Here is a 24,410-nt window from a genome sequence, read left to right as displayed (position 1 = left end):
TGAAAAACCTGTTACACGAGTATCACGAATAGCATACATTTCTGTTGTAAAACTTCATGAATTATAGTGTATAAACTCGTGTATTAAAAAAGTGTAATCAGTTTTTCACTCTTTTCGCTTCAAAGGTCTTAAATAGTATGCCTTTATAAGCTCTTATGTAACATAAATCTGTATTATCCGAATCAATCCATACTTTTACAGTATACGTTTTTCCGCTATCTGCATTATAGATAGTCCCTCCAGATAATTCTCCGTCTTCAAAACTTAGGTCGTTAAGAATATCTATTCCTAATAACTGACGTTGTCTAAGTTCAAGATTGGGATTTTTATTATCTAAACCATTAAGATTTGAGATAGGTTTTTTTGCTCGTTTATTGATTTTTCCAAAAAAACGATCTCCATCTTTATAGATCTCTATTATAGAACCACCCTCTATGCGCCATTTCCCGATATAAGTTTCGGGTTTTATAGATGATATACAAATACAGGTTAATAAGAGAAGTAGGGTTAATCTCATCGGAAAGAATGTGTTATTTAGATTAGTTTTCTTCTGAAATATAAGTATAAAAGTTTGATTTTAGTTTTATCTAAATCAATTATGCCAGATATTGACTCATCATCTTATAGAATATCAAGAAAAGAAACAGCTTACTGTTTTATACAGTAACTGTAAAACCAATCATAGCAGCAACTCAGTGAGTCAGTGGACTATTTGTTGTTATCGATGATATCTTTAATATCAACTTCCATATAATCAGCAATTCTTTGTAGTCTTTCAAAATCTTTAGCAAGATTTTTTCTCTTTACTACATAATCTCCTGCTTGCGGACTTACTCCTAAAGTTTTAGAAATACCGTATACCGTTTTAGCTCCTTTGCTTTTTTTTAGGAGCCGTTTTAAATTTTTATTTATCATAATTCAAACATACATGTATTTTTTTAATATTCAAATAAAATTTTATTAAAAAAATATTTGTATAATCAAATTATATATGTATATTCGTCGGAACTAATCCAAAAATCATCACTTATGAAACTCCTTATTATTGCATTATTCTGTGTGTCGTTTAGCTATGCGACAACAAATCCGACGAACGAAAAAGAAAAAACTAAAAAAGAGCAGAAGAGTGTTAAAGAAGAAAACTCATTAATCTCTAAGAATTTTCATTCTGTAAAAAAATGGAAAATGACAATTGAATATACCAGTGGAGAAGTGATTTCTAAGACAATTACGTTAAACCAAAATTCAACCGTAAGTCCAATGGAAAGTGCTTTTATTGAGGCAGAAAAATATATGAAAACATTAAAAAATGTTAAAAGCTATAATGTATCTCCAGTTGCAGGCAACTCTTTTGTATTGTTGGCAGGAAACTAAAAATCTTAAATGAGTCTCAAAACTACTACTGAGATAGGATACCTACTTAATTATGGAAAAAAGGCAGTTAATCAAACTGCCTTTTTTTAATTTATGGAAAATTCTAATGAATACTGTTGATTAGTAGTTTCTTGGTTAGAAGTTTTTTTGATTTCTGTATCAAATAAACGACTTAGGTTGTTACCCGCTAAATCTTCAATCTCTGGATTACATAAAATTTGATAATCACCTTTTTTCCAAGCTTCTCTTGGTTGGAATGATAGTATAGTTTCTTGTTCTAATAATTGCCATGTACCCTTTATTTCTTGCATACTCTTATCAACTATATGAATATTACCTTGAACACTACCATAATCCAAAGATTCACTACATTGAATTAATAACTTTGATATAGAATTAATTTTAGGAATACCTATTTTCCAATCATTTATAGTTGGTTTTATGCGATCAGTATTTCCTATACAAAAAGAATGTATAAAATCTTCTTGCATAGAAACTCCGTTTATATCTTTTATGTCTTTTGTAACTATTAAGCGATAAGTTTCTTTGTTAAAAACAGCTCCTAATTCTTTATTTGGCCCTAGACCTCGTTTCTGTCTTCCTGGCTCTATCCATATGGTTAAGAGTCTTCTATCATCAGAAATAAGTGGATTTTCTAATGGAAGTATAGTTCTTGATAATGTATCTCCGGCAAGGTTGATGAATCTAATGTGATCATACACAAAAGCAGTGTTAATTGGTTTTGAAAATCTGATATATAACTTTAAAAGATTAGAGGGTAGGATGGGAGCGGAGGGATATATTTCTGTTACTGAGAGAGATTCATAATTTTCAGGAATCGTTAGTTTGAAATATTCTATAATATGATTATATACTAAAGTATATTTTTGATCCCATCCAAATGGGACTACTGGTGTAAATAGAATTCCTTCATTTGTTTTAAGGGTTTTTCCTAGAATTGGAGTAGAATAACCTAATTTATCTTCAGAAATCTCACCTTTAAATACAAGAATTCTTCCTTCTTGTAATTTGTTGTTTTTAATTAGAATCTGGTTTTTAGTAAATACAAATTCAAGAGATGACTGAGCTTGCATTACTTCCATTAAACTAATAAAAACTAATAAAATCTTGAACAGATTCTTCACGATAAAATATCAATAAAAAAATGAGATGTACGTTATGAATTTTATTATTTAACCCACCAACTATTTCCTGTTTTTAAGGCTAGATTTCCATTGGATTCTCTTTGTACCATAAGGAAGCTATCACCTAGTTTATCTAATTGCTGTACATTAACAAATGGTAGATTTACATAATCTACACCCACCGCAGCACCTTTTTTAATAACAGGTGTAGTAAGTGAGCCTTCATATGCTTCCAGATCTTTAAAATCCATTTTCATTAATGGCCTATTACTATTAGCAATAAGTAAATAACGATTTCCTTCATTTTCAATCTCAATCATATCTACTGGAGAGTTTCCGCTTCCTAGTTCAGCAACTGTTCTACCTTTATTATGTTCGCCAGGTTTAATCTCATTCATTGGAAAAACAACCAAAGGTGTACACGTATAGCCAGCAACTACGTGTGGATTTCCATTAATATTGGTGGGAATAAACGCTTTTATTGGAGCGTGAGTTTCATATTTTCCGTGTGCTGCGTGATAAATTTCTAAAGAGCTATACTCTTGTTTTTCATTAAAAGGAAAATCAATTGATCTAAATGTAGAAGCAAATTCTTGGTTGCTCAAACCAGATAAGAATACTTTTCCTTCCATATATTTAATATCTGCCACGGCCCATTTACGTAATTTTCGGCCTCTACGATCTTTTGCTTCTTCTGTTACTGGGTTGAGCAATGTTTTTTTACTATAAGAAACATTATCAAGCGGAACTTGCTTTAGTATATTATCTTCTACTCTTAATAATATGGGAACTCCTGAACTGTGATTGATAGAGAGATAGATATTGTCATTCTCCGGATTTACTACCATATCCGTAATTTGTATCTGATCGATGGTTGTACCCATCATATCTGCTATTAGTTTATCCAACTGGTCTAATTTCACTTTAGAGTTATCTAATTTAGGATGCTCACTAAGGTCGATTGCTACAATCTGAGCGGCATTGCTATCGCCAATGAATAGAATGCCTTCAGGGCCAAACGTCATTTTATGAATGGAAGTAATACTAGGATTACCGGTTTTAAAATCTGTTTTTAACGAAGAATTTGCTTGAACATTATTTACAAAAAAGGATAGGGTCAACGAAATAATGAAAGTAATGAGTGTTTTCATGATGTGTGAGTTATGGATAGATCAATGATTTTAAAAGTAATAAAAATGCAGAATTCTTACAGTTAAATAATTGCCAATACTGTAATTGAGTACAGAATTAAATCTCGAACTTCCCTTTTGAAAACGAATTAACTTTTTACTTATAATAAACACAGGGGATATTTTTAATATACTGTTTTTGATGTAATTAAGTTACGTATGTTAGAAAGTGGATAGAATTTTCAGGTTTATATTATTACGACCCGTTGCGCATTTAAAAAAAACAGTTAGGAGCAAAGCGTCAGTTCGAGTGATTTTTTGTAATGAAATGAAGAAAAATTGTATCGAGAATAGCTTTTCTGATACAAAATCTAAATGCACAAGAGGTTACCACCTTTTTTTATTAATTCAATTCACCTTCACCTACGGGTTCACTAGCCGTAGATATTCTAGAGTTATTAAATCCGTTGTCATTATTAAAATAGACATAAATAGGGCTTTCATTTCGTAACATATCTATTAAATGCTGTAATTGATTGTGATGATAATAGAAACTATAATAAGAACCAGATTGAGTTGCATCTGGCAGAACTGCATTTGGATCTTCTATAAACCTAACCGAGCAGGTTTGCCCACCAGAACCTCTTAAAATTAAATTTGTTTTTCCCGTATTTCTGGAAGACCAGTTATAATACGAATATGTCTGAACTTGAAAGGATGATTGTGCCATTATTATTTTATTTTTATAGGCACAATCTATATTTTTCCAATTTAAAATAAAAGGGTTAAATGACTGATTATTAAAAGGGTAAAACCCTTGTGTTTTGGTTTAAAACAATTGCTCTTTAACTAGTTCATAATAGCTAGAGCTTACAGGTATTTTGGTTTCTGATAAGAAAAGATCTTTTCCTTTTAATGCTGTGACTTTATGCTTGTTGACTATGAATGAACGATGCACTCTCATAAATGAACTATTTGGTAATGTTTCATTAAGAGATTTTAAGGTTTGATAGCTCATTATTTTTTTATTGATTGTATTGAAAACAACATATTCACTATCACTTTCGATATAAAGAATATCACTATACTTAATTTTGTGTAAATCATACCCTGATTTTATCGTAATAGTCTCTTCGATATCTGTGAATGTGATATTTTTTTTAATCTTATTTATGGCAACTAAAAAACGATCAAAAGTGATAGGTTTTAGTAAGTAATCTAATGCATTTAACTCAAAACCTTCTAGTGCATATTCTGAATAGGCAGTTGTAAAAATTATTTGAGTAGATGAAGGGATTATTTTCGCAAAATCAGTTCCTTTTAATTCTGGCATTTGAATATCTAAGAAAACCACATCTATTGATTCATCTTTAAAAGATTCCATAGCGTCAATTGGGTTTTCAAACGAACCAACTATATCAATGTAATCTAACTTATTTATATAAGTTTTTAGAAGAGCTCTCGCTAATTCTTCATCATCTATTATGAGGCATTTAAGCATTATCAATAAATTTTATGTTCAACATAACCTTAAATTTCTCTTCGGATTCATCAATTTCTAATTGATGAATTTCAGGATATAATATACTCAATCTTTTTTTAACATTTTCTAGTCCAATTCCACCAACCTTATCTTTCTGGACCTTTTCTTTTGGAATACTATTCTCAATTTTAAACACAATGCTCTGAGTACTAACATTGATTCTAATATCTATAAAGGAACCATTAGGCTTCTCAATATTACTATGTTTAAAAGCATTTTCAATAAAAGGAATAAATAGCATTGGAGCTATCATTAAATTATTATCAGAAACATTAAAGTCTGTTTGTATTGGATATGGCTTACTGCTTTTTAAAGAAAACAACTTGATATAGTTTTCGATATAAGTAATCTCTTTTTCGAGTGGTACTAGTTGTCGTTCACATTCATATAACACATATCGCAGCATATTAGATAAGTAACTAATACTCTGTTGTGTTTTATCCGAATCCATTACTGAAAGCGCATAAATATTATTGAGAGAATTAAATAAGAAATGCGGATTGATCTGCGATTTAAGAAGCTTAAGTTCTGTCTGAAGGTTCTCATTTTTACTTCGGATAGTTTCTTCTTCTTTTTTCTGAGCAAATAAAAAAGTTTCAATAAATGTAGCAATTACATACGAAATGGTTAAGAACAATAATGTAATTAAAAACTTAGATGGAGGTCTTCTTGGTAAACGTCTTAATTCTTCGATAGGAGGCATTCTTGGAGGGGAGAATAGATTAGAAGAAATGAATGTGCATATTCCTATAGCCGAAATAGAAATCACTAAAAAAAGTACATACTTTTTCTTAAACAAAAATTTCTCTGAAAGATAAAATATAAGACCAGCGATAAGAAAAACCTGAAAGCCAAACACTAACAAATTTTCAATAAACAATCTATGATTGTCGACTTGACCGAATGATAGAATTATCCAAACTGTTAACCATAAAAGTATTTGAAAAAAGAATCTTTTTGATCTACTCATATTACAAATTAAGGAAAAATAAAGTCAGTGATTTTGTAAAACTGGGTATAAAACCTTGATATAAATGCTGTCTGTATGTTATAAGCTATCAACCACTGAAAAGATAGTGATATTGACTGAAAACAGGTAATTGCTCCACTACTTTTGTTTAATTTAATAGTCTATATAAGAAATAATAAATATGTATAGATATGTTGAGAAGAAACAAAATTAATTTAGGAATGGTAATAGGATTGGTAATTTTTATGGTGTCTTGTACATCCAATGCTCAATCTAAAGATGAAAAACAAAGAAGGCAAAAACCTCCAAGTATAGAAGAAGTATTTAAGATTATGGATGCTGATGAAGATGGAAAATTATCTAAAGAAGAAGTAAAAGGACCATTAAAAAGAGATTTTTCTAAAATCGACACTGATGAAGATGGGTTTATTACAAAAGAAGAGTTAGAGAAAGCTCCTAAACCAGAAAGAAAAGGTCCTCCAAAGAGAGAACAATAGAATACTATTAATTAACTAAATCTAAGAAATAATGAATCTTAACCTAAAAAAAAATGGAATAATGGCTACAATATTTGGATTATTTATAGTCGTTATCACTTTTATAGCTTGTAGTAGCGATGATAACAATATAAATACTACAGATGATGATGGAACAGTTGTCGAACTTCATGCAGCCTTTGCTGAGTTTGATACAGACGAAACTGATATTTATCTAGAAGGATCCAATGTGGTTATAGAAACTACAGGAAGACCGAATCATACTAGTTCTTATTGGGGAGAAGGCAATGCGCTATATATAGAGGAACCTAATGTTGCAGCAACACCAAGTTTGATTCCGAATTTTGATGGATCTGCTACTTTAAGGGTTTCTACAGATCCACAATTGGCGAATAATACAACAGCTACATCTCTTGGATCTATTGGGATTGCGATAAGCGGAGCTGCACTTTTTAATGACCAAGAAGGTAATGGAGCTTTAGATCAAGCTGCAGCATCTTTAGATTATTCAGGAGGACATATTGGGCCTGCAGAATATCATTATCATTTAGAGCCAAGAGCTTGGTCGGATGATGATGAGGATCTTATAGGAATCATTGCAGATGGTTTCTTTATTTATGGTAGAAAGTGTAATTCTACGGGAACATATCCAACAGATTTAGATACCTCTGGAGGTCATACAAGCACAACTCAGCATGCAGATGAGGCTGAATATCATTATCATATTATCAATGAACTATATTCTACCACAGGTAGTTATATTGTTTTTGCTGGACCATATAATGGAACTCCAAATGCAATTAATTAAAATAGTCTATATCACCATTTTCCTTTGTTTGATCAGTTGTAAAAATGCTTCAGAAAGTATAAACATACACACTGAAAATGTTACAAGCATTGATGATAAACTGGTACTTAAGAAAAAATTAGTTCTTAATTCAAATGAAGGGAAATGGTATTATAATGAACAACCTTTTTCTGGATATGCAGTTAGTTATCATCCAAATAATGCTTTAGAGGAAAAGGTTGGTTATTATAAAGGGAAAAAACAAGGAATTACTCAAAAGTGGTTTCCTGATGGAACACTACACAAGCAATGTTTTTATAAAAGCAATCGTCTTGATGGAGTTGTACAAATCTGGTGGAGCAATGGCTCTTTAGCTTCAAAATCAAATTATCTAGATGGAGAAAAGCATGGTATACAGCAAAAATGGTATCCGACCGGACAGTTATCTAAACGGACTCATTTGAATCACGGGAAAGAAGAAGGTATGCAAAAAGCTTGGTTAGAGAATGGTAAAATATACGTCAATTATGAAGCTAAAAATGGTCGTATTTTTGGTCTTAGACGCTCAAATTTATGTTATGAACTGGAAAAAGAAGTTGTGCAATATCAATAAAATGATATATTTATTTATAGGCTTTTCGATTAGTGTCAGTGGTTGTAAAGATTCTAAAGCAAAAAAGACAAGTAGAGTAGAATCATTACCTTATTTTAATGAAGCTACATTTACTCCGCATTGGTTAACGCCTGGTAGTCAAGAAGAAAAAGAATTTCATGTGATACCAGATTTTACTTTGGTAAATCAATTAGGAGATACAATTACAAATAGAACTTTTGACAATAAGATATATGTGACAGATTTCTTTTTTACTACGTGTCCAGGCATTTGTCCAAAAATGACCGCAAATATGTCTAAGCTTCAGAAAGAATTTAAAGAAGATTCTACAATATTATTATTATCTCATTCCGTAACTCCCGAATATGATTCTATTCCTGTATTACAAAAGTATGCTAAAGAGAAGAAGATTATCGATAATAAATGGCATTTAGTTACTGGTGATAGAAAGCAGATTTATGATTTAGGAAGAAATCATTATTTCGTAGAAGAAGATCTAGGTGTAGAAAAGGATGAAGATGATTTTCTACATACAGAGAATTTTTTATTAATTGATAAAAACAAACATATTCGTGGAATATACAATGGACTCAATAGAGCTTCAATTGCACAATTAATTATTGATGTCAATACATTAAAATCTGAAAAATGATTTTTAAAAGTTTATTACCTTAAAACTGTGAAGTAGAAGGTTTAGTTTCTTTTATGTTTATGACAAATCTTTATAGTTATTATTAATTACAGAGATTTATTTTTAAAACAAACTGTAATTAATCGGCGAATTGATTAGGACGGAAAAGATGAAATCTTCTTAAAATCAAAAGGCTGAGTTCATAAGAACTCAGCCCTTCTTAAAATCAATTACCTAAAAATAAACTCTTCTCCATAGCAATTTCACCCCACTGATTTTTCTATCAAGTAGTTTTAATTAAATAATCGATCTATCTACCTAAAACATTTCTTAAGGATGATTCGTCTTTATTATGTGTGTTCAAACCAAGATATACTGGTTTTTGCCGTCACACATAATTCATTACTAGCATTAAAAAAACTATTTTTAACAATCAGTTTTTGTTGTTGTTCATCAAATGATAATAACTCTAGATTTATAAAAAAATCTTGCATGAACATTAAATGTTTTCTGATTTTTTTTGTTTCTAAGAATTCTTGTAAATCAAAGTTGATTGTTTTTCTCTTTTGCTTAGCATATCCTTTTTCAAATAAATAAGCACTAAGTATTGATGATGTATAGTTTTGATATGCATTGTCTTGCATTACCATAAAATCATCAACATCTTCTCCTTTAACTTTAAAATTTCTTCTAAACATTTTATTAGTTGTATAATTTGTTTAATAATTATTTTGATAGTAACCTAGCTTATTTACAGGCCGGCTTCTTTCATTGCTTTCAGTTTTTTCTTTTTCTTATTTCCCATTTGGAAAGCTCTTGAAATATTAAAACCTAGATGTATATCACCTTCAAAAAAGTCATCCGTGGATTCGGTGATGAAACTTTTTTCTATCATAGTTATAGAATTTGAAAGTATTATCTGGAAGATGTGTCCTCCAGTTTCTATATCTACTCCAAAGGCTAATGAATTTGATGCATCAATTGATTCTAAGGGGTTTACTGTATAAAAGTATTCTCCATTTATTGAAACTCTCTTTGTTAATTTTACTCTACTACCAACACCAACTGCAAATATGCCGTGTGGGTCTTCGTTGATTTTCACAGAATTCCTATGAATGTAGGTTGGAGTGATTTGTAATGAAAACCCTGAACTGAATTTTCTTGCCATTAGTACTTGAGTAACATAGGATAACTTTTGACTAAAACTTGGTTCATTGTTAGGATCAAAATCCTTTAGCGTTCTATATGCAATACTGGTAAAAAGAGAGGCAGTAAAGGGAAAAGAGTTTTTACCAGAACTTTGTTTTAAGAACTTGTACTTAATAAATCCATCATATGTTTTATCAAAACTACTTCTACCAACACCTAACATAATATCATCAGTTAATCCATACTCAAACGCAAAACGAATATTAGATTGATCTAATCCATATAATTCATCAGCTCCCAAATTAACTCTGCCAAAACGATGAGATATCACAAACTCTAAGGTTCTTTTTTTTCGATTCTCGATTGAATGGCCGTTTAATATTCGGGTTCCTTTAAAAGTAGAGGTAGTGTAGTTTTTGGTTTGAGGAGTCTCTTCTTCTAAAATATCCAGTAGATCTTGGGCAAATGTTTGAGAACCAATCACCCATATCATAAAAACAATTAACTTTTTTTTCATGTTACTTTTTATATGGTTTATGATCTAATTCGAATGTCACTTTTATCGTTTTTGCTATATTATTTGAAACTATTGAAGGTATTTTAATTCCAAAATCAGCAACTTTTATTGGAAAATCTCCGGTTAGCTTTATGCTTTCTTCTGTTTTATTGATTTTGCCTTTTGCTTCTATTTTTTTAGTAATCCCGTGAATAGTAATATCGCCTACAATTGTTACCGTTGGTTCGTTTTCATTTGCATCACTAAAGTCTATTATCTGACCCTTGAAAATTGCTTTTGGATATTCATCAGATTCCACATAGTTCTCATTAAAATGCTCCTGCATTAATGATTTTTCGAACATAAAAGATTTCATAAGTATCGAGATAGCGATTGTTCCAGTTGATGAATCTATAATACTCAACACCTGGTTATTGTCTGCTTTTATATCTTCTATAGGCGTGCTAGAAAAAAATGATGTATACCCTTTTTTTGTAAGAAATTTACCCTGTCCGAATGAAACGGCAGAGCATAATAAGCTGAATAATAATATATTTAATAATTTCATTTCTTTATAATTAGATTGTTAATTAATGATTACACATTTTACCAATATCACGTCCATTAAATATCCAGTACAGATACCTTTAATATTGATTTTTTGACCTATTTTTAGGTTATTTGCTTTTTTGTTTTCCTTAGGTAATACGTGACAGATTACACTTTCGATGTCATCACTTTTTCTCAAAGAGATAATAGCATTACCGTTTTTATCTGTATCAATTTCAGCGATTGTTCCGTTAACTTCAATTATTTGTTCTAAGTATTTTGAGTTTGCTTCTGTTTCGTTATTTAGGAACTCACTTAATAAAACACCTGCTTCCATTGATAAATCCGGTGTAGCTGCTGATACATCTATATGAGGTTTATTATATACATTGAAGTAGATAAAAACACTGGCTAATAGAATAATTACTCCTCCAGCAATAAGAATTCTTTTGTTTATTTGTTTCTTCATTGGATTTGATTTAATTGTTTAATGCACCACTTTCTATCCAACAGCGAATCAATTCTATTTCCTCATTGCTTAATGAACCGCCTTGTGGCATTGTTCTGTTAACAACTTGAGTTCTTACTCTATCCGCATTATTATTAATGCCATCATAAGTTCTTAAATCAGGAAATTGGCTTCCCCCATGACAGCTTATACAGTTACTATCGATAATTGGTTTAATGCTAGCTGCAAAGGAAATAGTGGTGTCACAAGATTCTATTATTATATCAGAATCTTCTTCTACGTTAGTCTCGCAAGAGAAAAGAGTGATACTGAGTACGATTATCAGTGTGTTTTTAATTTTTGAGAGAATGTTCATTTTTGAAAAGAATTTTAAGTATAAGAGGAAGAAAGAAATTCTTATCTTCCTCTTATGATCAACTAACTAACTACTTATAAATAAACCAAGTTTTAATCTTCTAAAGTTCTGTAGTATCGGTATTAACAATTGGCCAAATACCTGGATTAGGAACATTGATTCCATAATTATCTCCTCTTTCTACATCTTGTCCAAAATAGTATAAAGGTCTTCCTTTATAGGTTAATTGTGGTGTACCAAAAACATCGATGGTTCCAAAATCACTAGCATCAAGAATACTAGGTAATCTATCTATATCTATATGAAAAACTGGCCATGCTGCATTGTTAGAAAAATCTTCTGCAGTGAAGCTGTTTTTGTCTTTTGTATCTCGGCTAAAGCTGTATATGGTTCTTCCTTTACTACTTGTCATATAAAAGGTAAGTTCATCTCCAGGAGTATAATCACTAGTGAAATTTTGATCATTTCCATCACCATCTCTACCCACTAATTGAGCTTCTGCATACATTAAGGAATAATCTGGTTTAGCAATGTACCAGTTATTGCCAATTTTATCGCCGTTAGTATCGCCTGCTGCATTATCATTAGCAAAATAATATAATGGCCATCCTTTATATGTATTTTGTTTTTCTCCGTCAGTTCTAGTAATTACACCAAAATCATTAGCATCTAAACCATCATCTAAGGTTAAGTCAGCTGTATAAAATATAGGCCAAGCAGTTTTACAATTACCTGAGCATTCTGATTGTTCCTTAGTATCTCTCGAAAAGAAATAAAGCGACATGCCTTCAGAATCCGTAAGAATTTTTCCGTGTATAGTGTTATCAGCTAGTTTTACATTATTAGCCTCGGGTACGATGATAATTTGTTCGTCTGAGTCATCACTACTACAACTTGTTAATAATGATATTGAAGTGAGTAATAAGAAAATTGATTTTTTCATTTTTAAATTATTTATGATTTATGCTACAAATAACAATCAATGAAGGAGGTAAAATCAAATTAATGTATGTGAGAAGGAAAAAGAAGCCTTAAAAAGGAAAAAAAAGCTTTGAAGTTCTAAAGTGTTTTTTGATTTTATAATTATACAAGAAGTGAAGAAATAATAAAAACATAAACACCTGTAATATAGGTTTTTACATGTATTTTGATAAAGGATGTTCACATGATGTCTACCTAAATAACAACTAAAAAATAACCAAGAACTGTCAAAATAGTTGTTGAAAAGAAAGGATAAAGCGTGTTAACGCATATTTATAAACTTACATAAGAATATGGTATGCAAAGAACAATTTTCTAACTAAATATTAAGCCATTGTCTAAATTCTGCGGCTTTATTTTTACTTATAATTATTTCAACATCCGCATCTTTGATCAAAATTTTAAGTTGGCTGTTTCCATATTTGATAATTTTAGCTATCGCTGTAATGCTTATTATAAACTGGCGATTAGCTCTAAAAAATAGCGATGTATCCAGATTCATTAATATATCATCTAAACTGTCATTACTAGTAGATCTTTTTCCATCAAAACATACTATATATGTTATCGTGTTTTCTGTATATATATAAGATATATCATTTATAGAAACAGGAATCAATTCATTCCTTATGTAGGTTAGAATTCTTTTCTTACTGGAATCTACAGAGGATTCCATTGTAGGCTCCAATAATTCTTCTTCTGTGTTTTCTACTACCTTTTGTTGATAAGCGATAAGATCGGTATTTAATTTAGATAGATTAAGTAATTCACTTTCTAAACTAGTATTTTTTTGTTCCAATTGCTTTTCGTAATAACTCCCTATAATTCGAACTGCAAAAAAAGAAGATAGAATAATCAATCCGCCCATTAGAGCAAAAATGGTGTAAAAGCTAGTTTTTAGTTTTCTTATCTGTACTGATATTTTGCTTAGGTTTACTTGTGCTGCTACAATTAGATCAGAGCCTTTTACCGGCGATATATAAACAATTTCAGATACGATTTCGGCATTAGCAATACTATCATTTTGCTTTCTTTGATTTATGAGTAAATCATATAATTTATCAGAACTATCTTCCTCATTTAGTGATTTTATTAGCGATTGGTCCGAATTTACTTTTAAGCCTACTTTTGTGATATCTGGGTGACATACTTGTTTTCCAGACCAATCAAACAGGCAAATAAAAGAAGCTTCATTTTGAGTGTTTTCGATAGCTTTTTGAATACTATTGACTATTTTCAATTTATCAATATCTTCTATTGTCCAATGCTGAGCTAATTTGGATATTTCGTTAGCTTCTCGTTTACTAGATTCTAATTGTATTTCTATTAATTGATTCGCACTTACTTTAATAAAGTACTTTACTCCAAAAGAAGCGATGATTAAAAAAATTACAGATATAGAAATAAAAGTTAAGAAATATAATTTGTCTTTTCTCATTGACTATGTACCTATCGTTTTTAATAATTTAAAACTTAATATACTTGTTGATTTTTTCTGAAACGAAAATACTATATTTTTTGTCCTATTGTTTTAAACATTGAAATAATTACAGATCATTTTAATTATTCATTTTCCTTTTCAAACACTATTTTTCGTCTTCAAGCAGGTTTTTAGGAATAGAATATATTAATGATTGTTAATTTGTCTGTAATCCTAATTTAAAAAAAATAAAACATGAAAGCATATATACCTTATAGATTTACGTCATTGTCAAGATTATATTTCATAAAATCAAAATAATATTCATAATTAATACTAGTTTTGCTTTTATAACAAATGAGTAAAAAAAACAAAATAACTTTTTCTCTAATAACCTTACTATTGTTAGGAGGTCTTTATATCTATTTAGAATTTTATAATTATTCACATATCGATATCGATAAGGTATCTACAGAAATAAAAACGAGTTCTAAACATCTTACAGCATCATTTATTCAGAATGAAAAAGATGCAAATTCTATTTATAAAGGTAAAATAATAGCAGTAGAAGGTATAGTAAAAGAAGTTTCTTTTTTAAATAACCGAAATACAGTAATATTGTATGGTGATAATAAATATTCTGGTGTGTTATGTGATATGCAATCCGATCAAACGGTTGGTATAAGAAAACTTAAAAAAGGCCAGAAGATTATGCTTAAAGGAGTTTGTAAAGGATTTCTTAAAGATGCTATATTACTAAATTGTATGCTGATTAACTAACAAACCAATGAATAGAATTATTATTCTACTATCTATTTTGATCAATTTTATAGACTCAGATAATAGGTCAGATCAAGTTATTACACGTCAGGGACAGGTATCTTTCTTTTCCTATACTTCTGTAGAAAATATAGAGGCCAAGAATAATCAGGTTTTAAGTATTATTGATTTTTCGAAAAATGAGATAGCTATAAGTATGTTAATGAATGCATTTGTGTTTAAAAAATCACTAATGCATGAACATTTTAATGAAAGTTATATCGAATCTGATTTATATCCTAAAGCTACTTTTCAAGGTAATATTATTGATTTTGAACCTTTAGCCGAAGGGATTCAAACCAAAATGGTAAAGGGAACACTTACGATTCGAGATATTACTAAAGAAGTTGAAATTAAAACAACTATTGAAAATATCGACGGAACTTATTTAGTGACAGGTGATTTTGAAGTTGTCGTTAAAGATTTTGAAATTAAAATTCCACCAATCCTAGCACCTAATATAGCTAAAAATATATCAATTAAATTCAGATTTGAATATCAACCTTATGAAGAATAACACATTTTTTCTTTTGTTTATACTTATGCTAATTGGATGTAGTTTTTCCATGAATGCTCAAGACTTATTGGATAAACTAGAAAAAGAATATCCTAATAAGAAAGAGTACGAAATAGCTACATTCAAAGGGACTCGCATTTCATTAGGACACTCCGTAGAAAATCGAAGAAAAGGGGTTTTAGAAGTAAAGGCTATGAATCTATTTTGGAACATACCTAACCGTCCCAGTCAGAGCTTTGTTGCTGATAAATGGACAGCCAGAATAGCTTTAGAATACGGTCTGTCTAACAGATTAACTTTTGGAGTAGGAGGTACAACTTTAGAAGGGGTCTTTGATGGATTTTTAAAGTATAATCTCGTCCGACAGATAAAAAATGGTAAAGGTTCTCCTCTAAGTATTACGCTTTTCCAAAATGCTTCTTACAGGAGTAACGATGGAGGTATAGGGCTATCGGATGATTTTATAGATCGTACAGCATTTACTAGTCAGGTTTTAATAGCACGTAAATTCACCTCTCAGTTTTCATTACAACTATCACCTACATATATTCATAGAAGCTCTTCTTTAGATGAAGATCCGAATAATCATTTTGCATTAGGAATAGGAGCAAGGTATAAGGTAGGAGGTCACATATCCATAGTTTCTGAATATTATTATTTAGCGAACCCTTTGAAATCAATTGATACGTATGATGCTTTTGTTTTAGGGGTTAATTGGGAAATGAGTGATTTAATGCTTCAATTTCAGATGACCAATGCTAGAAATATGGTGGAAGATGCATTTATAACACAAACACCTAATAATTTCAATCTTAGTGACGGAAATTTCGTTTTTGGCTTTAATGCTACGTATGTATTACATTTTAATCAGAAAAAATTGTAACACAAAAGATATTTATTAGAACGATAATGTTAATAGAAAATAGAAAGAGGTCTGATTAAAAATCAGACCTCTTTTTTGTAAAATATATATTTAAGTACTATTTCTTTTCAGCTTTATCTGCGACAATTCTATTCTCACGATTTGCCAATTCCCAAGCTGTATAGAACACTAACCTAGTTCTATTTTCTAGTAAATCATATTCTATTTTATCAGGAGTGTCACTTGGTTGATGATAATCATCGTGGGTACCATTAAAATAAAATATAACAGGGATATTATTTTTTGCAAAATTATAATGATCCGATCGGTAATAAAAACGATTAGGATCATTTTCATCATTGTAGGTGTAATCTAATTCTACATTGGCGTATTTAGTATTTACTTCTTCAGAAATGTTATGAAGTTCAGTACTTAACTTATCACTACCTATTAAATATACATAGTTTCTATTCTCGCTTTTACGTTTTGGGTCTATTCGACCTATCATATCAATGTTTAAATCTGCTACTGTGTTTTCTAATGGAAAAATAGGATCGATATCAGTATAATAGCGAGACCCCAAGAGACCTTTTTCCTCTCCAGTAACATTAAGGAATAAAATAGATCTTTTTGGTCCATTACCATCTTTTACTGCTTTTGCGAAAGCTTCTGCAATTTCTACCACGGCAACAGTACCAGATCCATCATCATCGGCGCCATTATACACTTTGCCATCTTTAACTCCTTCGTGATCTAAATGAGCAGATATTACTATAATTTCATCCGGTTTCTCGGATCCTTTGATAAATGCAGCTACATTTTCTGAAGTTACTTTTTCAGAAATATTTTTGTAATCCAAAGTCATTTTAGTTTTTATAGTATTGGATATATCGTTTGTCTCGATATCACTTAACAAAGCTTTAGCCAAACTAGTATTAATTAGGAAGAAGTAAGCTTCTTCAGAATTATCTGAAAGCGTCATTCTACCAGACGCATTGCCAAATTGTGCTACGACCATCTGATACACTTCTGGGAAATAGAATAATATTGCCTTAGCACCTTTTTCTTTAGCAGCAATTCGTTTTGCTGCAAATTGTTGTCTCATATTAGACCATTTTGATCCTTCTGAAGTGCCTGTAATAGTATATATGCCATCAGCGTTTTTTGGTTCACCTGATTTGATAAGAACTACTTTATCTTTTACATTTACATCTCCATAACTTGAAAATTTTTCGTCATCTATTCCAAATCCCGCATAAACGATTTCATCTAAAGAAAAATTATCCGTTTTTCCTGATGAAAGAGAGATGAAATCTTCTTTGTAGGTAAAAAGTTTATCATTAACACCAAGTTTTACATCAGGGGTCCCCAAAATATCAAGTGGTACTTCCTGAAAATAATCACCATCGCTTTTTGCCGCAGGAACACCATATTTCATATAATGTTCTTTCAGAAAGTTAATGGCTAATTTTTGTCCTGGCTTACCCGTTTCTCTTCCTTGGAATTCATCGGATGCATATGTGTATAGTGCAGTTTTTAAATCTTCGGAAGTAATTGTATTAGCATAGGTTACTGGATCATTAGTTACCTTTTTTGTTTCTGCTGATTTTGTTGTTGTATTAGTGGTACCACAAGCCGCAATAAGTGCTGTTGCCACTAACACAGAAAATAATTTTTTCATAAAAAGATGTGTGAATGTTATTTTTTGATTTTCCCAAAAATACAAGAATTTCCATACCATTTTGTTAAGGGACTACAAAAATAGGCGTGATCGAATATTTTAGAGTACTTTTAATTATAATATATAAGGATAGAAGCTAGCATAAATAGATCAAATTATATTTGTAATTTCGTTCTGTACATTTAAACAAATGATTAAAAATGTCTACTACTTACCAATGTAAAAATTGCGAACAATCTTTTGATGAATCCTTCGACTATTGTCCTTATTGTGGACAAGAAACTGCTGATAAGCTAACTTTTGGAGTGTTGTTTAGTAACACCATAGGTAATTATTTTGCTGTGGATGCTCGTTTTTTTAAGAGTTTTATTCCTTTGATGACAAAACCGGGTATTTTGGCGAGACTTTTTGTTGATGGAAAACGGCTTTCTTATTTGCATCCAGCGCAGTTTTATCTTTTTATCTCTGTTGTATTCTTTTTTGCTTTTTCGTTTACTGTGAGAAAAGCAGATGACAATCTAAACAAGACAATTAAAAAAGAATTTAGCAAAGAAAACTCTTTAGATCCCGAAGAAATAAAGAAAGATTCCATTGGTTTGGAAATTGCTAAAAATGCATTAACAAAGAATGTAGGTCTTGCTAAAATAGCAGAAAAAGATCTTAAAGTTTTTGATTCTGTGTTATCTGCGGAACAAAGATCCTCAGAGAATTCATTTAGTTTTAAACGAAAGGAACTCGATTCTTTAATCGAAGTAGGTGCTCCTCAAGAAGAGAAATTAAAAGTTATGGGAGTGGATGAAGACGATGGAATAATAGCTAAAACATTTGTTGCTCAAATACTTAAGTTTTATGAGCAAAAAGGCGGTGGAATTTTGAAAACATTATATGACACCATTCCTATTACGATGTTTTTGATGTTACCATTATTTGCTTTCATACTAAAAATATTTTATTGGAAAAGAGCAACTTTTGCACATCATATGGTATTTAGTTTTTACTTTTTTACATTTGTTTTTACCTCGCTCTGTTTTCTGATTTTAATGAATTCAATTGTCGGAATACCTATTTGGCTGCAAGTTTTATTCTTCTTATCGTTTATTATTTATCTAATCATTGCTTTTAGAAATTTTTATAAGAGTAGTTGGATAGGAGCATTTTTTAGGGGACTTCTTGTTGCTTATGTATATATGATAGTAATAGTACCATTTGCTTTTATTGGTGTTATTTTTGTTTCAATATTCTTATATTAAAAAGAATCATTAAAGTTTCTGGAGGAAACAAGAAGTATTACTAAAATAAGTTAATGATGAAATTAAATATAAATAATACTTTTTCTGAAGAATTACCTTCGGATCCAGTACTGGAAAATTCCAGAAGACAGGTTAGAAATGCTTGTTTTTCATATGTTACTCCTAAGAAAACAAGAAATCCAGAAATATTACATGTTTCGGAAGAGATGAGGAAATCATTAGGATTCTCTGAAGAAGATGTACAATCAGAAGAGTTTTTACAGATAATGACAGGTAATAAGGTTATAGAGGATACAAAGCCTTATGCTATGCACTATGGTGGACATCAATTTGGAAACTGGGCAGGACAATTAGGAGACGGTCGTGCTATCAATCTTACCGAAGTCATACATAATTCTAAACGTTGGGCTATTCAGTTAAAGGGAGCTGGCGAAACCCCATATTCTCGTAATGCTGATGGTTTAGCCGTTTTACGATCTTCTATTCGCGAGTATTTATGTAGCGAAGCAATGTATCATCTAGGTGTCCCAACAACACGAGCTTTGTCTCTTGCTATTACTGGAGATCAAGTATTAAGAGATATATTGTATAATGGTAATGCTGCTTACGAAAAAGGAGCTATTGTATGTCGTGTAGCACCTTCATTTGTCCGGTTTGGAAATTTTGAAATTCTAGCAGCGCACGGAGATCATAAAAATTTAAAACTTCTTGCTGATTATACCATAAAGTACTTTTATCCAGAAATAAAGGAGAGTGGTAAGGATGCATATGTTAAACTGCTATCAGAAGTTAGTAAAAGAAGCCTGAGAATGGTTATTGATTGGCAACGAGTTGGCTTTGTTCATGGCGTTATGAATACAGACAATATGTCTATTTTAGGATTAACCATCGATTATGGACCATATGGATGGTTAGAAGATTATGACCTAGGATGGACTCCTAATACCACAGATAGACAATTTAAACGCTATAAATTTGGAACACAACCAGAACTCGTGCTTTGGAATCTTTACCAATTAGCTAATGCGTTGTATCCTTTAATTGAAGACATAGATCCGATAGAAAATGTATTAAATCAATATCAAGAAGCATATAAACTAGAGTATATTGATATGATGCTAGCCAAAATCGGGATTTTTACTAATCATGAAAAAGATGATCTATATGTAAATGAACTACAAGAATTACTTCAACTTGTAGAAACAGATATGACTATCTTTTTTAGAAACTTGGCTAACCATAAAAAAGGTAACTCTGTTCAAGGAATTGAAATTGTCTATGATGCATTGTACAATCACAATGATTTAACGGATGATTTAAAAAGGCGTTGGAATGCTTGGTTTTTAAAATATGATACCAGATTAGAAGACGAGGTATTAGAAGATGATGAACGTAAAAAGAAAATGAATACCATAAACCCTAAATACGTTCTTCGGAATTATATGGCTCAGTTGGCGATTGATGACGCTGATAAAGGTGATTATAATCTAATCAATGTGTTATACCAAATGCTTAAAAAACCATATGATGAACAACCAGAATATGACAAATGGTTTGTAAAACGTCCGGATTGGGCTAGAAACAAGATTGGTTGTTCTATGTTATCCTGTAGTTCCTAGTATCGCTATGTTGTTAGAGCACATAAAAAGAATTCCGGAAGGGTATTCTGAAGGAATGTACAAAAACATAAAATATAGTATTACTAAAGAGATTTTTAATAATGGAAAGTCTTTTAAGATATATGGCAAAGAACTTCAAGGAAATGATTTTATTAGTTTAAACTATTATATCACCTCCAATTCTGAATTATTAAAACCTTGCGAAATGCCTGAACAAAAAGTTATAGACTTCTTGAAAAATATACAATTATTATAGTATGTTTTTAATTGATTTAAAGATGTTTAAAATACCTTAGTTCGATTTTTAGTTTATGTTATTTTTCTCCAGGATGGTATGTTTTTTTAGCACGTTTTAAGACATCATCTTTATAAAAAGCAGCTTCTTTAAATTGTACATCTACATATGTTTGTATTTGATCATCAAAATGCAGTGAATCTGGATTACCACTTTGTCCTCCGGCTAAACTGGTTTTCGCTTTAACTTTATCTCCAAATTCTACAACAGCAACAAAACTATTTCCTCTGGTTCCATAGATTTTTTTGGTATTATTCTTATAACGTTGGCCATATGCAGCAAGTGCTCCCCAACGTCCTGAAGCAAATCCAACAGCTGTACTTGGTTTAGAATCATCAAAAGGTTGTTTAATGTCACCATTAATACGCTGAAAACGATTGACTTCTCCCCAAGGAAGAATTCCTCCAAAATCAGCTTCTAACTGTTCTATCGTTTTCTTAAACATCGCAAGTCTTTCTTCTAAGGGTGATTTAGTACCGAAATAGGTGAGAAGTTCCATATCACTGATACGTTCTTCGGGTCTTTTTCCTTTTCTAGCATAATTCGTTCCATAAAAATGAGCTAACGTCATTGCTTTGGATTCTTTTGATGTTTTATAATCCCAATTTCGTAAGATTTCGATACTACTTCCTAATTCTTTGGTTTTATCTATTTTATCATAGGCTTCTATCAATCCAGGAATTAATTTTGCAAATGCAGGTAGATATGGATCGTACGCTAATGTTATTAGACTATCTATCGTATAATCCTTTTTGTCTTTTAGTAATTCAATAGCATGAACACCTCTGAAATTTTCTCGGTCTATTGACATATAGCGAGGGTACTCTTCTTTTTTAGGACTAAATTCTAATGCAGCAGTATATGGCGTAGAGTTACAATTTTGTAACCAGCCATTTTTCGGATTTAAGAGTGTTATCGCTTCATCAACTGGATGTAAGCCATTCCAGTCGGTTTTAGGATTACTACCATCAACAGCTTTAGTGTAATCAAATGATGGATCCCTAACGGGAATAAAATTACCATGAAAGTATGCAATATTTCCTTCGGCATCCGCATAAACAGTATTATTAGATGAATTAGTCTTTATATCCATCATAGTACGAAATCCTTTATATCCATTCTGTTTTGTACGGATATATGATTGTTCTAATGCTTTTACAGGTTCCCACATTAGTGCAGTTGCTGCCCATTTTCCTTCTTTAAGATGTGTGATAGGACCGTGATGCGTTCTATATGCAGGAAATGTTTTTTCTTTCAAAGAATCCCCTTCTTTATATTTCAATGTAACATCGTACCTTGTTACAGGGCGTAATTCATCACCATATTTGTACATTGGTTTCCCTTCTTTCTTTACTGTTGTTTCTATAAATTCATCAATAACGTCTGTATAAGTAGAGGTGTGCATCCAACCCGTCTTCTCATTAAAACCTTGATAGACAAAAAACTGTCCCCAAGTTACAGCACCATAAGCATTTAAACCTTCTTCACTTACTACGTGTACTTCTCCTCTAAAATAAAATGAAGTATGTGGATTGATCAATAGCATAGTATTTCCTGATTGGGTGAGCGATCCGGAAATTGCTATTCCGTTAGAGCCTTGTGGTTCTAGCATTTCTTTTTCTTTTTGAAGTGAAAGTTCTTCGGCGATTGGCATTTCCATATCGCCTTCATACATCGCTTTGATTTTACGAGTAGAAACGCGCTCTATATCTCCACCAATGGAACCTTCACTAAAATACATAGGCATCCATGGTTCAAAATGTGTAAGTAATCGAGGTTTTACTTCTGGATGTGTCTCTAAATAATAATTGATCCCGTCAGCAAAAGCAATACATAATTCCTTAAGCCATTCTGGACTACTTTCATAATTAACTATGGCTTCTTTTTCTGTCATAAAAAGCTTTGCTCTTAAATCACTATAAATAGCCTTTTCTCCTTCCACCTCGGCTAAACGACCGATTGCCCAAATATAATTTTGTTCTACACGATTGAAATCATCTTCGCATTGAGCGTATAGTAAGCCAAAAACAGCGTCCGCATCTGTTTTTCCGTAGATATGAGGTACACCAAAATCATCTCTAATGATGGTAGTATTTAGTGAATGTTCTTGCCATCGTTTTTCTTCTTTAGTAATTTCTACTTTTGTTTCTGTTTTACAAGAAAATAGGAGGAAAGTGGTAATACCAAAAATTATGACTTTAAATCGTATCATAGAGCTTATTTTATAATCGGAAGAAAGGGTAAGTAATTATTTTAGGAGTGTATGAACTCCGTTTTCTAATGTATATAATGTGGTGATTTCTTTTTGAGTAAGATGTCTGTTATAAATAGAAAGTTCATCCATTAACCCTATATATCCTAATCCTAAATAAATATTTGATTTATCTAATTCCCAGGTAAAAGGATCCGTAATGTTTTCTCTTTTTCCTTTTAGTTCACCGTTTATATAGAAAGAAGCTTTGCCTGTTTCTGTATTTAGGTTTTCAAAATTAATAAAGATGTGCGTCCAGGTACCCTTGGCAAATGGTGGTTTAGAAACTGGAATTAATTGATTCTTAAAAACGGGGTCATCATTATCAGATATGGTGGTATCTTTTTTCCAAGCAGTTTTATCTCCAATAACTCCAAGTCTGAAATCTCTAGGGTTTTCTTTTGTAAAATCAACCCATATGGATGCATCATTATAACTAACATCCGTAATTTGGATTGGATCACAATATCCTGGTTTTAGATCTGTAGCTGGATCTAGGTTTAACCAAAAAGACACGGCACCATTCCAGTCATTGTTATTATAAGCAATATTATCTTTACTAGCATAGTAGATATAACCTTTACTACTAGCGCTATACAGTAGGGCATCTCCTTTTAATCCTTGACCTTCAGCGATACTAACATCTTTTTTATGTAAGCCTACCTGAGCAGAATCTCGAACTTTACGAGAAGGAACCGTATATAATTGTGGATCTCCCAATGCAAAGTCGGCTTGAACACCTTTATCAAAAGAAGCATAAAATGTAAGCGCTTTTTTTAATGTAGTTTTTGTAGTATCCTTTTTAACTACATCGATTTGAGTTTTATCTTTTTTGTTTTTGTCTTTTCCACAGGATGCTGCAATAAAAGATAATGCTAAGGTAAAAACAATACTGTAGTAAAGAGAAGATTGTGCAGATTTCATGAGATAATAGATGTGTGTTTATTGGTTATAAATATATAAAAATATACCCCACCAAATAGTGAGGTCGTTAATAGATAGGAAAG

The 24,410-nt window shown here is 31.1% G+C and carries 28 protein-coding genes; 11 read left to right on the top strand and 17 right to left on the bottom strand.

Going from position 1 to position 24,410, the window contains the following annotated elements; genetic code table 11:
- Positions 1-97: 97 nt before the first annotated feature.
- Together D1818_RS02635 and D1818_RS02630 are read right to left on the bottom strand one after the other, a co-directional pair.
- Positions 98-517: a DUF2147 domain-containing protein gene (locus D1818_RS02635; RefSeq protein ID WP_118456124.1), complete on the bottom strand. Its 420-nt coding sequence runs from the start codon at positions 515-517 to the stop codon at positions 98-100.
- A gap of 191 nt (positions 518-708) precedes the next feature.
- On the bottom strand, positions 709-915 hold the full coding sequence (locus D1818_RS02630; protein WP_118456122.1) for a hypothetical protein: 207 nt from the start codon (positions 913-915) through the stop codon (positions 709-711).
- Positions 916-1,029: 114 nt separating this feature from the next.
- On the opposite strand from D1818_RS02630, the gene D1818_RS02625 reads away from it, so the two are divergent.
- Positions 1,030-1,374 carry a hypothetical protein gene (locus D1818_RS02625; protein ID WP_118456120.1) on the top strand — a complete coding sequence of 115 codons (345 nt, stop codon included), beginning with the start codon at positions 1,030-1,032 and terminating at the stop codon, positions 1,372-1,374.
- Between the two features lie 86 nt (positions 1,375-1,460).
- On the opposite strand, the gene D1818_RS02620 is transcribed toward D1818_RS02625, so the two are convergent.
- From D1818_RS02620 to D1818_RS02600, 5 genes are all read right to left on the bottom strand, one after another.
- Positions 1,461-2,468, bottom strand: coding sequence for an Ig-like domain-containing protein (locus D1818_RS02620; RefSeq protein WP_162897249.1), 1,008 nt, complete (start codon positions 2,466-2,468; stop codon positions 1,461-1,463).
- Between the two features lie 95 nt (positions 2,469-2,563).
- On the bottom strand, positions 2,564-3,670 hold the full coding sequence (locus D1818_RS02615; RefSeq protein WP_118456116.1) for a hypothetical protein: 1,107 nt from the start codon (positions 3,668-3,670) through the stop codon (positions 2,564-2,566).
- Positions 3,671-4,052: 382 nt separating this feature from the next.
- Positions 4,053-4,379, bottom strand: a complete 327-nt coding sequence (locus D1818_RS02610; protein ID WP_118456114.1) for a hypothetical protein — start codon at positions 4,377-4,379, stop codon at positions 4,053-4,055.
- 99 nt (positions 4,380-4,478) lie between these two features.
- Entirely contained in the window at positions 4,479-5,150 is a 672-nt protein-coding gene (locus tag D1818_RS02605) for a LytTR family DNA-binding domain-containing protein (RefSeq protein ID WP_118456112.1), read from the bottom strand.
- Positions 5,143-6,162: a sensor histidine kinase gene (locus D1818_RS02600; RefSeq protein ID WP_118456110.1), complete on the bottom strand. Its 1,020-nt coding sequence runs from the start codon at positions 6,160-6,162 to the stop codon at positions 5,143-5,145. Before D1818_RS02600 ends, D1818_RS02605 begins: the two co-directional genes overlap by 8 nt.
- Positions 6,163-6,353: 191 nt before the next feature.
- Between D1818_RS02600 and D1818_RS02595 the strand changes: the two genes are divergently transcribed.
- The 4 genes from D1818_RS02595 to D1818_RS02580 all read left to right on the top strand — a co-directional run bounded on the left by D1818_RS02595 (position 6,354) and on the right by D1818_RS02580 (position 8,711).
- Positions 6,354-6,659, top strand: coding sequence for an EF-hand domain-containing protein (locus tag D1818_RS02595; protein ID WP_199726307.1), 306 nt, complete (start codon positions 6,354-6,356; stop codon positions 6,657-6,659).
- 61 nt (positions 6,660-6,720) lie between these two features.
- Complete coding sequence (locus tag D1818_RS02590; RefSeq protein ID WP_233558638.1) at positions 6,721-7,467, top strand: YHYH protein; 747 nt, start codon at positions 6,721-6,723, stop codon at positions 7,465-7,467.
- Positions 7,454-8,059: a toxin-antitoxin system YwqK family antitoxin gene (locus D1818_RS02585; RefSeq protein WP_118456106.1), complete on the top strand. Its 606-nt coding sequence runs from the start codon at positions 7,454-7,456 to the stop codon at positions 8,057-8,059. Before D1818_RS02590 ends, D1818_RS02585 begins: the two co-directional genes overlap by 14 nt.
- Before the next feature lies 1 nt (position 8,060).
- Entirely contained in the window at positions 8,061-8,711 is a 651-nt protein-coding gene (locus D1818_RS02580) for an SCO family protein (protein ID WP_199726306.1), read from the top strand.
- 329 nt (positions 8,712-9,040) lie between these two features.
- On the opposite strand, the gene D1818_RS02575 is transcribed toward D1818_RS02580, so the two are convergent.
- The 7 genes from D1818_RS02575 to D1818_RS02545 all read right to left on the bottom strand — a co-directional run bounded on the left by D1818_RS02575 (position 9,041) and on the right by D1818_RS02545 (position 14,127).
- Positions 9,041-9,388 carry a hypothetical protein gene (locus D1818_RS02575; protein ID WP_118456102.1) on the bottom strand — a complete coding sequence of 116 codons (348 nt, stop codon included), beginning with the start codon at positions 9,386-9,388 and terminating at the stop codon, positions 9,041-9,043.
- Between the two features lie 53 nt (positions 9,389-9,441).
- A complete protein-coding gene (locus D1818_RS02570) occupies positions 9,442-10,356 on the bottom strand; it encodes a DUF5777 family beta-barrel protein (protein WP_118456100.1) in 915 nt (304 codons plus the stop codon).
- A 1-nt stretch (position 10,357) separates the two neighbouring features.
- Positions 10,358-10,903 (bottom strand): YceI family protein, encoded by a 546-nt coding sequence (locus D1818_RS02565; RefSeq protein ID WP_118456098.1) that lies wholly within the window; start codon positions 10,901-10,903, stop codon positions 10,358-10,360.
- A gap of 18 nt (positions 10,904-10,921) precedes the next feature.
- Entirely contained in the window at positions 10,922-11,353 is a 432-nt protein-coding gene (locus tag D1818_RS02560) for a hypothetical protein (protein ID WP_118456096.1), read from the bottom strand.
- 10 nt (positions 11,354-11,363) lie between these two features.
- Positions 11,364-11,708, bottom strand: coding sequence for a cytochrome c (locus D1818_RS02555; RefSeq protein WP_118456094.1), 345 nt, complete (start codon positions 11,706-11,708; stop codon positions 11,364-11,366).
- A 100-nt stretch (positions 11,709-11,808) separates the two neighbouring features.
- Entirely contained in the window at positions 11,809-12,651 is an 843-nt protein-coding gene (locus D1818_RS02550; RefSeq protein WP_118456092.1) for a hypothetical protein, read from the bottom strand.
- A gap of 357 nt (positions 12,652-13,008) precedes the next feature.
- On the bottom strand, positions 13,009-14,127 hold the full coding sequence (locus D1818_RS02545; RefSeq protein ID WP_118456090.1) for a LytTR family transcriptional regulator DNA-binding domain-containing protein: 1,119 nt from the start codon (positions 14,125-14,127) through the stop codon (positions 13,009-13,011).
- Positions 14,128-14,466: 339 nt separating this feature from the next.
- Here D1818_RS02545 and D1818_RS02540 point away from each other — a divergent pair, with 339 nt between their 5' ends.
- The 3 genes from D1818_RS02540 to D1818_RS02530 are packed head-to-tail and all read left to right on the top strand — an operon-like array spanning position 14,467 to position 16,328.
- A complete protein-coding gene (locus tag D1818_RS02540; protein WP_118456088.1) occupies positions 14,467-14,889 on the top strand; it encodes a hypothetical protein in 423 nt (140 codons plus the stop codon).
- 7 nt (positions 14,890-14,896) lie between these two features.
- Positions 14,897-15,445, top strand: a complete 549-nt coding sequence (locus tag D1818_RS02535) for a YceI family protein (protein WP_118456086.1) — start codon at positions 14,897-14,899, stop codon at positions 15,443-15,445.
- Positions 15,435-16,328, top strand: coding sequence for a DUF5777 family beta-barrel protein (locus tag D1818_RS02530; RefSeq protein ID WP_118456084.1), 894 nt, complete (start codon positions 15,435-15,437; stop codon positions 16,326-16,328). Before D1818_RS02535 ends, D1818_RS02530 begins: the two co-directional genes overlap by 11 nt.
- Positions 16,329-16,425: 97 nt before the next feature.
- Here the strand turns inward: D1818_RS02530 and D1818_RS02525 are convergent, their stop codons facing one another.
- On the bottom strand, positions 16,426-17,988 hold the full coding sequence (locus tag D1818_RS02525; RefSeq protein ID WP_118463455.1) for a M28 family peptidase: 1,563 nt from the start codon (positions 17,986-17,988) through the stop codon (positions 16,426-16,428).
- 200 nt (positions 17,989-18,188) lie between these two features.
- On the opposite strand from D1818_RS02525, the gene D1818_RS02520 reads away from it, so the two are divergent.
- The 3 genes from D1818_RS02520 to D1818_RS02510 are packed head-to-tail and all read left to right on the top strand — an operon-like array spanning position 18,189 to position 21,113.
- Complete coding sequence (locus D1818_RS02520) at positions 18,189-19,238, top strand: DUF3667 domain-containing protein (RefSeq protein ID WP_118456082.1); 1,050 nt, start codon at positions 18,189-18,191, stop codon at positions 19,236-19,238.
- Positions 19,239-19,294: 56 nt separating this feature from the next.
- On the top strand, positions 19,295-20,857 hold the full coding sequence (locus D1818_RS02515) for a YdiU family protein (RefSeq protein ID WP_118456079.1): 1,563 nt from the start codon (positions 19,295-19,297) through the stop codon (positions 20,855-20,857).
- Positions 20,826-21,113 carry a peptide methionine sulfoxide reductase gene (locus D1818_RS02510; RefSeq protein ID WP_370449456.1) on the top strand — a complete coding sequence of 96 codons (288 nt, stop codon included), beginning with the start codon at positions 20,826-20,828 and terminating at the stop codon, positions 21,111-21,113. The genes D1818_RS02515 and D1818_RS02510 overlap by 32 nt, the downstream gene beginning before the upstream one ends.
- A 58-nt stretch (positions 21,114-21,171) precedes the next feature.
- Here D1818_RS02510 and D1818_RS02505 read toward each other — a convergent pair whose 3' ends face one another.
- Both D1818_RS02505 and D1818_RS02500 read right to left on the bottom strand, forming a co-directional pair.
- Positions 21,172-23,364: an acylase gene (locus D1818_RS02505; RefSeq protein WP_118456077.1), complete on the bottom strand. Its 2,193-nt coding sequence runs from the start codon at positions 23,362-23,364 to the stop codon at positions 21,172-21,174.
- 36 nt (positions 23,365-23,400) lie between these two features.
- Positions 23,401-24,327, bottom strand: a complete 927-nt coding sequence (locus tag D1818_RS02500) for a LamG-like jellyroll fold domain-containing protein (RefSeq protein ID WP_118456075.1) — start codon at positions 24,325-24,327, stop codon at positions 23,401-23,403.
- Between the last annotated feature and the right edge of the window lie 83 nt (positions 24,328-24,410).

Origin of the sequence: Aquimarina sp. BL5 (genome assembly GCF_003443675.1) — a bacterium.
Taxonomy (GTDB): Bacteria; Bacteroidota; Bacteroidia; order Flavobacteriales; family Flavobacteriaceae; genus Aquimarina.
Note: the sequence above shows the minus strand (reverse complement) of the source record. Positions and strands in the feature narration are given on the sequence as shown.

What these genes read in the sequence shown, in the direction of transcription:
- D1818_RS02635 (WP_118456124.1), bottom strand. Translation starts at nt 517, where the DNA reads ATGAGATTAACCCTACTTCTCTTATTAACCTGTATTTGTATATCATCT.
- D1818_RS02630 (WP_118456122.1), bottom strand. Translation starts at nt 915, where the DNA reads ATGATAAATAAAAATTTAAAACGGCTCCTAAAAAAAAGCAAAGGAGCT.
- D1818_RS02625 (WP_118456120.1), top strand. Translation starts at nt 1,030, where the DNA reads ATGAAACTCCTTATTATTGCATTATTCTGTGTGTCGTTTAGCTATGCG.
- D1818_RS02620 (WP_162897249.1), bottom strand. Translation starts at nt 2,468, where the DNA reads ATGCAAGCTCAGTCATCTCTTGAATTTGTATTTACTAAAAACCAGATT.
- D1818_RS02615 (WP_118456116.1), bottom strand. Translation starts at nt 3,670, where the DNA reads ATGAAAACACTCATTACTTTCATTATTTCGTTGACCCTATCCTTTTTT.
- D1818_RS02610 (WP_118456114.1), bottom strand. Translation starts at nt 4,379, where the DNA reads ATGGCACAATCATCCTTTCAAGTTCAGACATATTCGTATTATAACTGG.
- D1818_RS02605 (WP_118456112.1), bottom strand. Translation starts at nt 5,150, where the DNA reads ATGCTTAAATGCCTCATAATAGATGATGAAGAATTAGCGAGAGCTCTT.
- D1818_RS02600 (WP_118456110.1), bottom strand. Translation starts at nt 6,162, where the DNA reads ATGAGTAGATCAAAAAGATTCTTTTTTCAAATACTTTTATGGTTAACA.
- D1818_RS02595 (WP_199726307.1), top strand. Translation starts at nt 6,354, where the DNA reads ATGTTGAGAAGAAACAAAATTAATTTAGGAATGGTAATAGGATTGGTA.
- D1818_RS02590 (WP_233558638.1), top strand. Translation starts at nt 6,721, where the DNA reads ATGGCTACAATATTTGGATTATTTATAGTCGTTATCACTTTTATAGCT.
- D1818_RS02585 (WP_118456106.1), top strand. Translation starts at nt 7,454, where the DNA reads ATGCAATTAATTAAAATAGTCTATATCACCATTTTCCTTTGTTTGATC.
- D1818_RS02580 (WP_199726306.1), top strand. Translation starts at nt 8,061, where the DNA reads ATGATATATTTATTTATAGGCTTTTCGATTAGTGTCAGTGGTTGTAAA.
- D1818_RS02575 (WP_118456102.1), bottom strand. Translation starts at nt 9,388, where the DNA reads ATGTTTAGAAGAAATTTTAAAGTTAAAGGAGAAGATGTTGATGATTTT.
- D1818_RS02570 (WP_118456100.1), bottom strand. Translation starts at nt 10,356, where the DNA reads ATGAAAAAAAAGTTAATTGTTTTTATGATATGGGTGATTGGTTCTCAA.
- D1818_RS02565 (WP_118456098.1), bottom strand. Translation starts at nt 10,903, where the DNA reads ATGAAATTATTAAATATATTATTATTCAGCTTATTATGCTCTGCCGTT.
- D1818_RS02560 (WP_118456096.1), bottom strand. Translation starts at nt 11,353, where the DNA reads ATGAAGAAACAAATAAACAAAAGAATTCTTATTGCTGGAGGAGTAATT.
- D1818_RS02555 (WP_118456094.1), bottom strand. Translation starts at nt 11,708, where the DNA reads ATGAACATTCTCTCAAAAATTAAAAACACACTGATAATCGTACTCAGT.
- D1818_RS02550 (WP_118456092.1), bottom strand. Translation starts at nt 12,651, where the DNA reads ATGAAAAAATCAATTTTCTTATTACTCACTTCAATATCATTATTAACA.
- D1818_RS02545 (WP_118456090.1), bottom strand. Translation starts at nt 14,127, where the DNA reads ATGAGAAAAGACAAATTATATTTCTTAACTTTTATTTCTATATCTGTA.
- D1818_RS02540 (WP_118456088.1), top strand. Translation starts at nt 14,467, where the DNA reads ATGAGTAAAAAAAACAAAATAACTTTTTCTCTAATAACCTTACTATTG.
- D1818_RS02535 (WP_118456086.1), top strand. Translation starts at nt 14,897, where the DNA reads ATGAATAGAATTATTATTCTACTATCTATTTTGATCAATTTTATAGAC.
- D1818_RS02530 (WP_118456084.1), top strand. Translation starts at nt 15,435, where the DNA reads ATGAAGAATAACACATTTTTTCTTTTGTTTATACTTATGCTAATTGGA.
- D1818_RS02525 (WP_118463455.1), bottom strand. Translation starts at nt 17,988, where the DNA reads ATGAAAAAATTATTTTCTGTGTTAGTGGCAACAGCACTTATTGCGGCT.
- D1818_RS02520 (WP_118456082.1), top strand. Translation starts at nt 18,189, where the DNA reads ATGTCTACTACTTACCAATGTAAAAATTGCGAACAATCTTTTGATGAA.
- D1818_RS02515 (WP_118456079.1), top strand. Translation starts at nt 19,295, where the DNA reads ATGAAATTAAATATAAATAATACTTTTTCTGAAGAATTACCTTCGGAT.
- D1818_RS02505 (WP_118456077.1), bottom strand. Translation starts at nt 23,364, where the DNA reads ATGATACGATTTAAAGTCATAATTTTTGGTATTACCACTTTCCTCCTA.
- D1818_RS02500 (WP_118456075.1), bottom strand. Translation starts at nt 24,327, where the DNA reads ATGAAATCTGCACAATCTTCTCTTTACTACAGTATTGTTTTTACCTTA.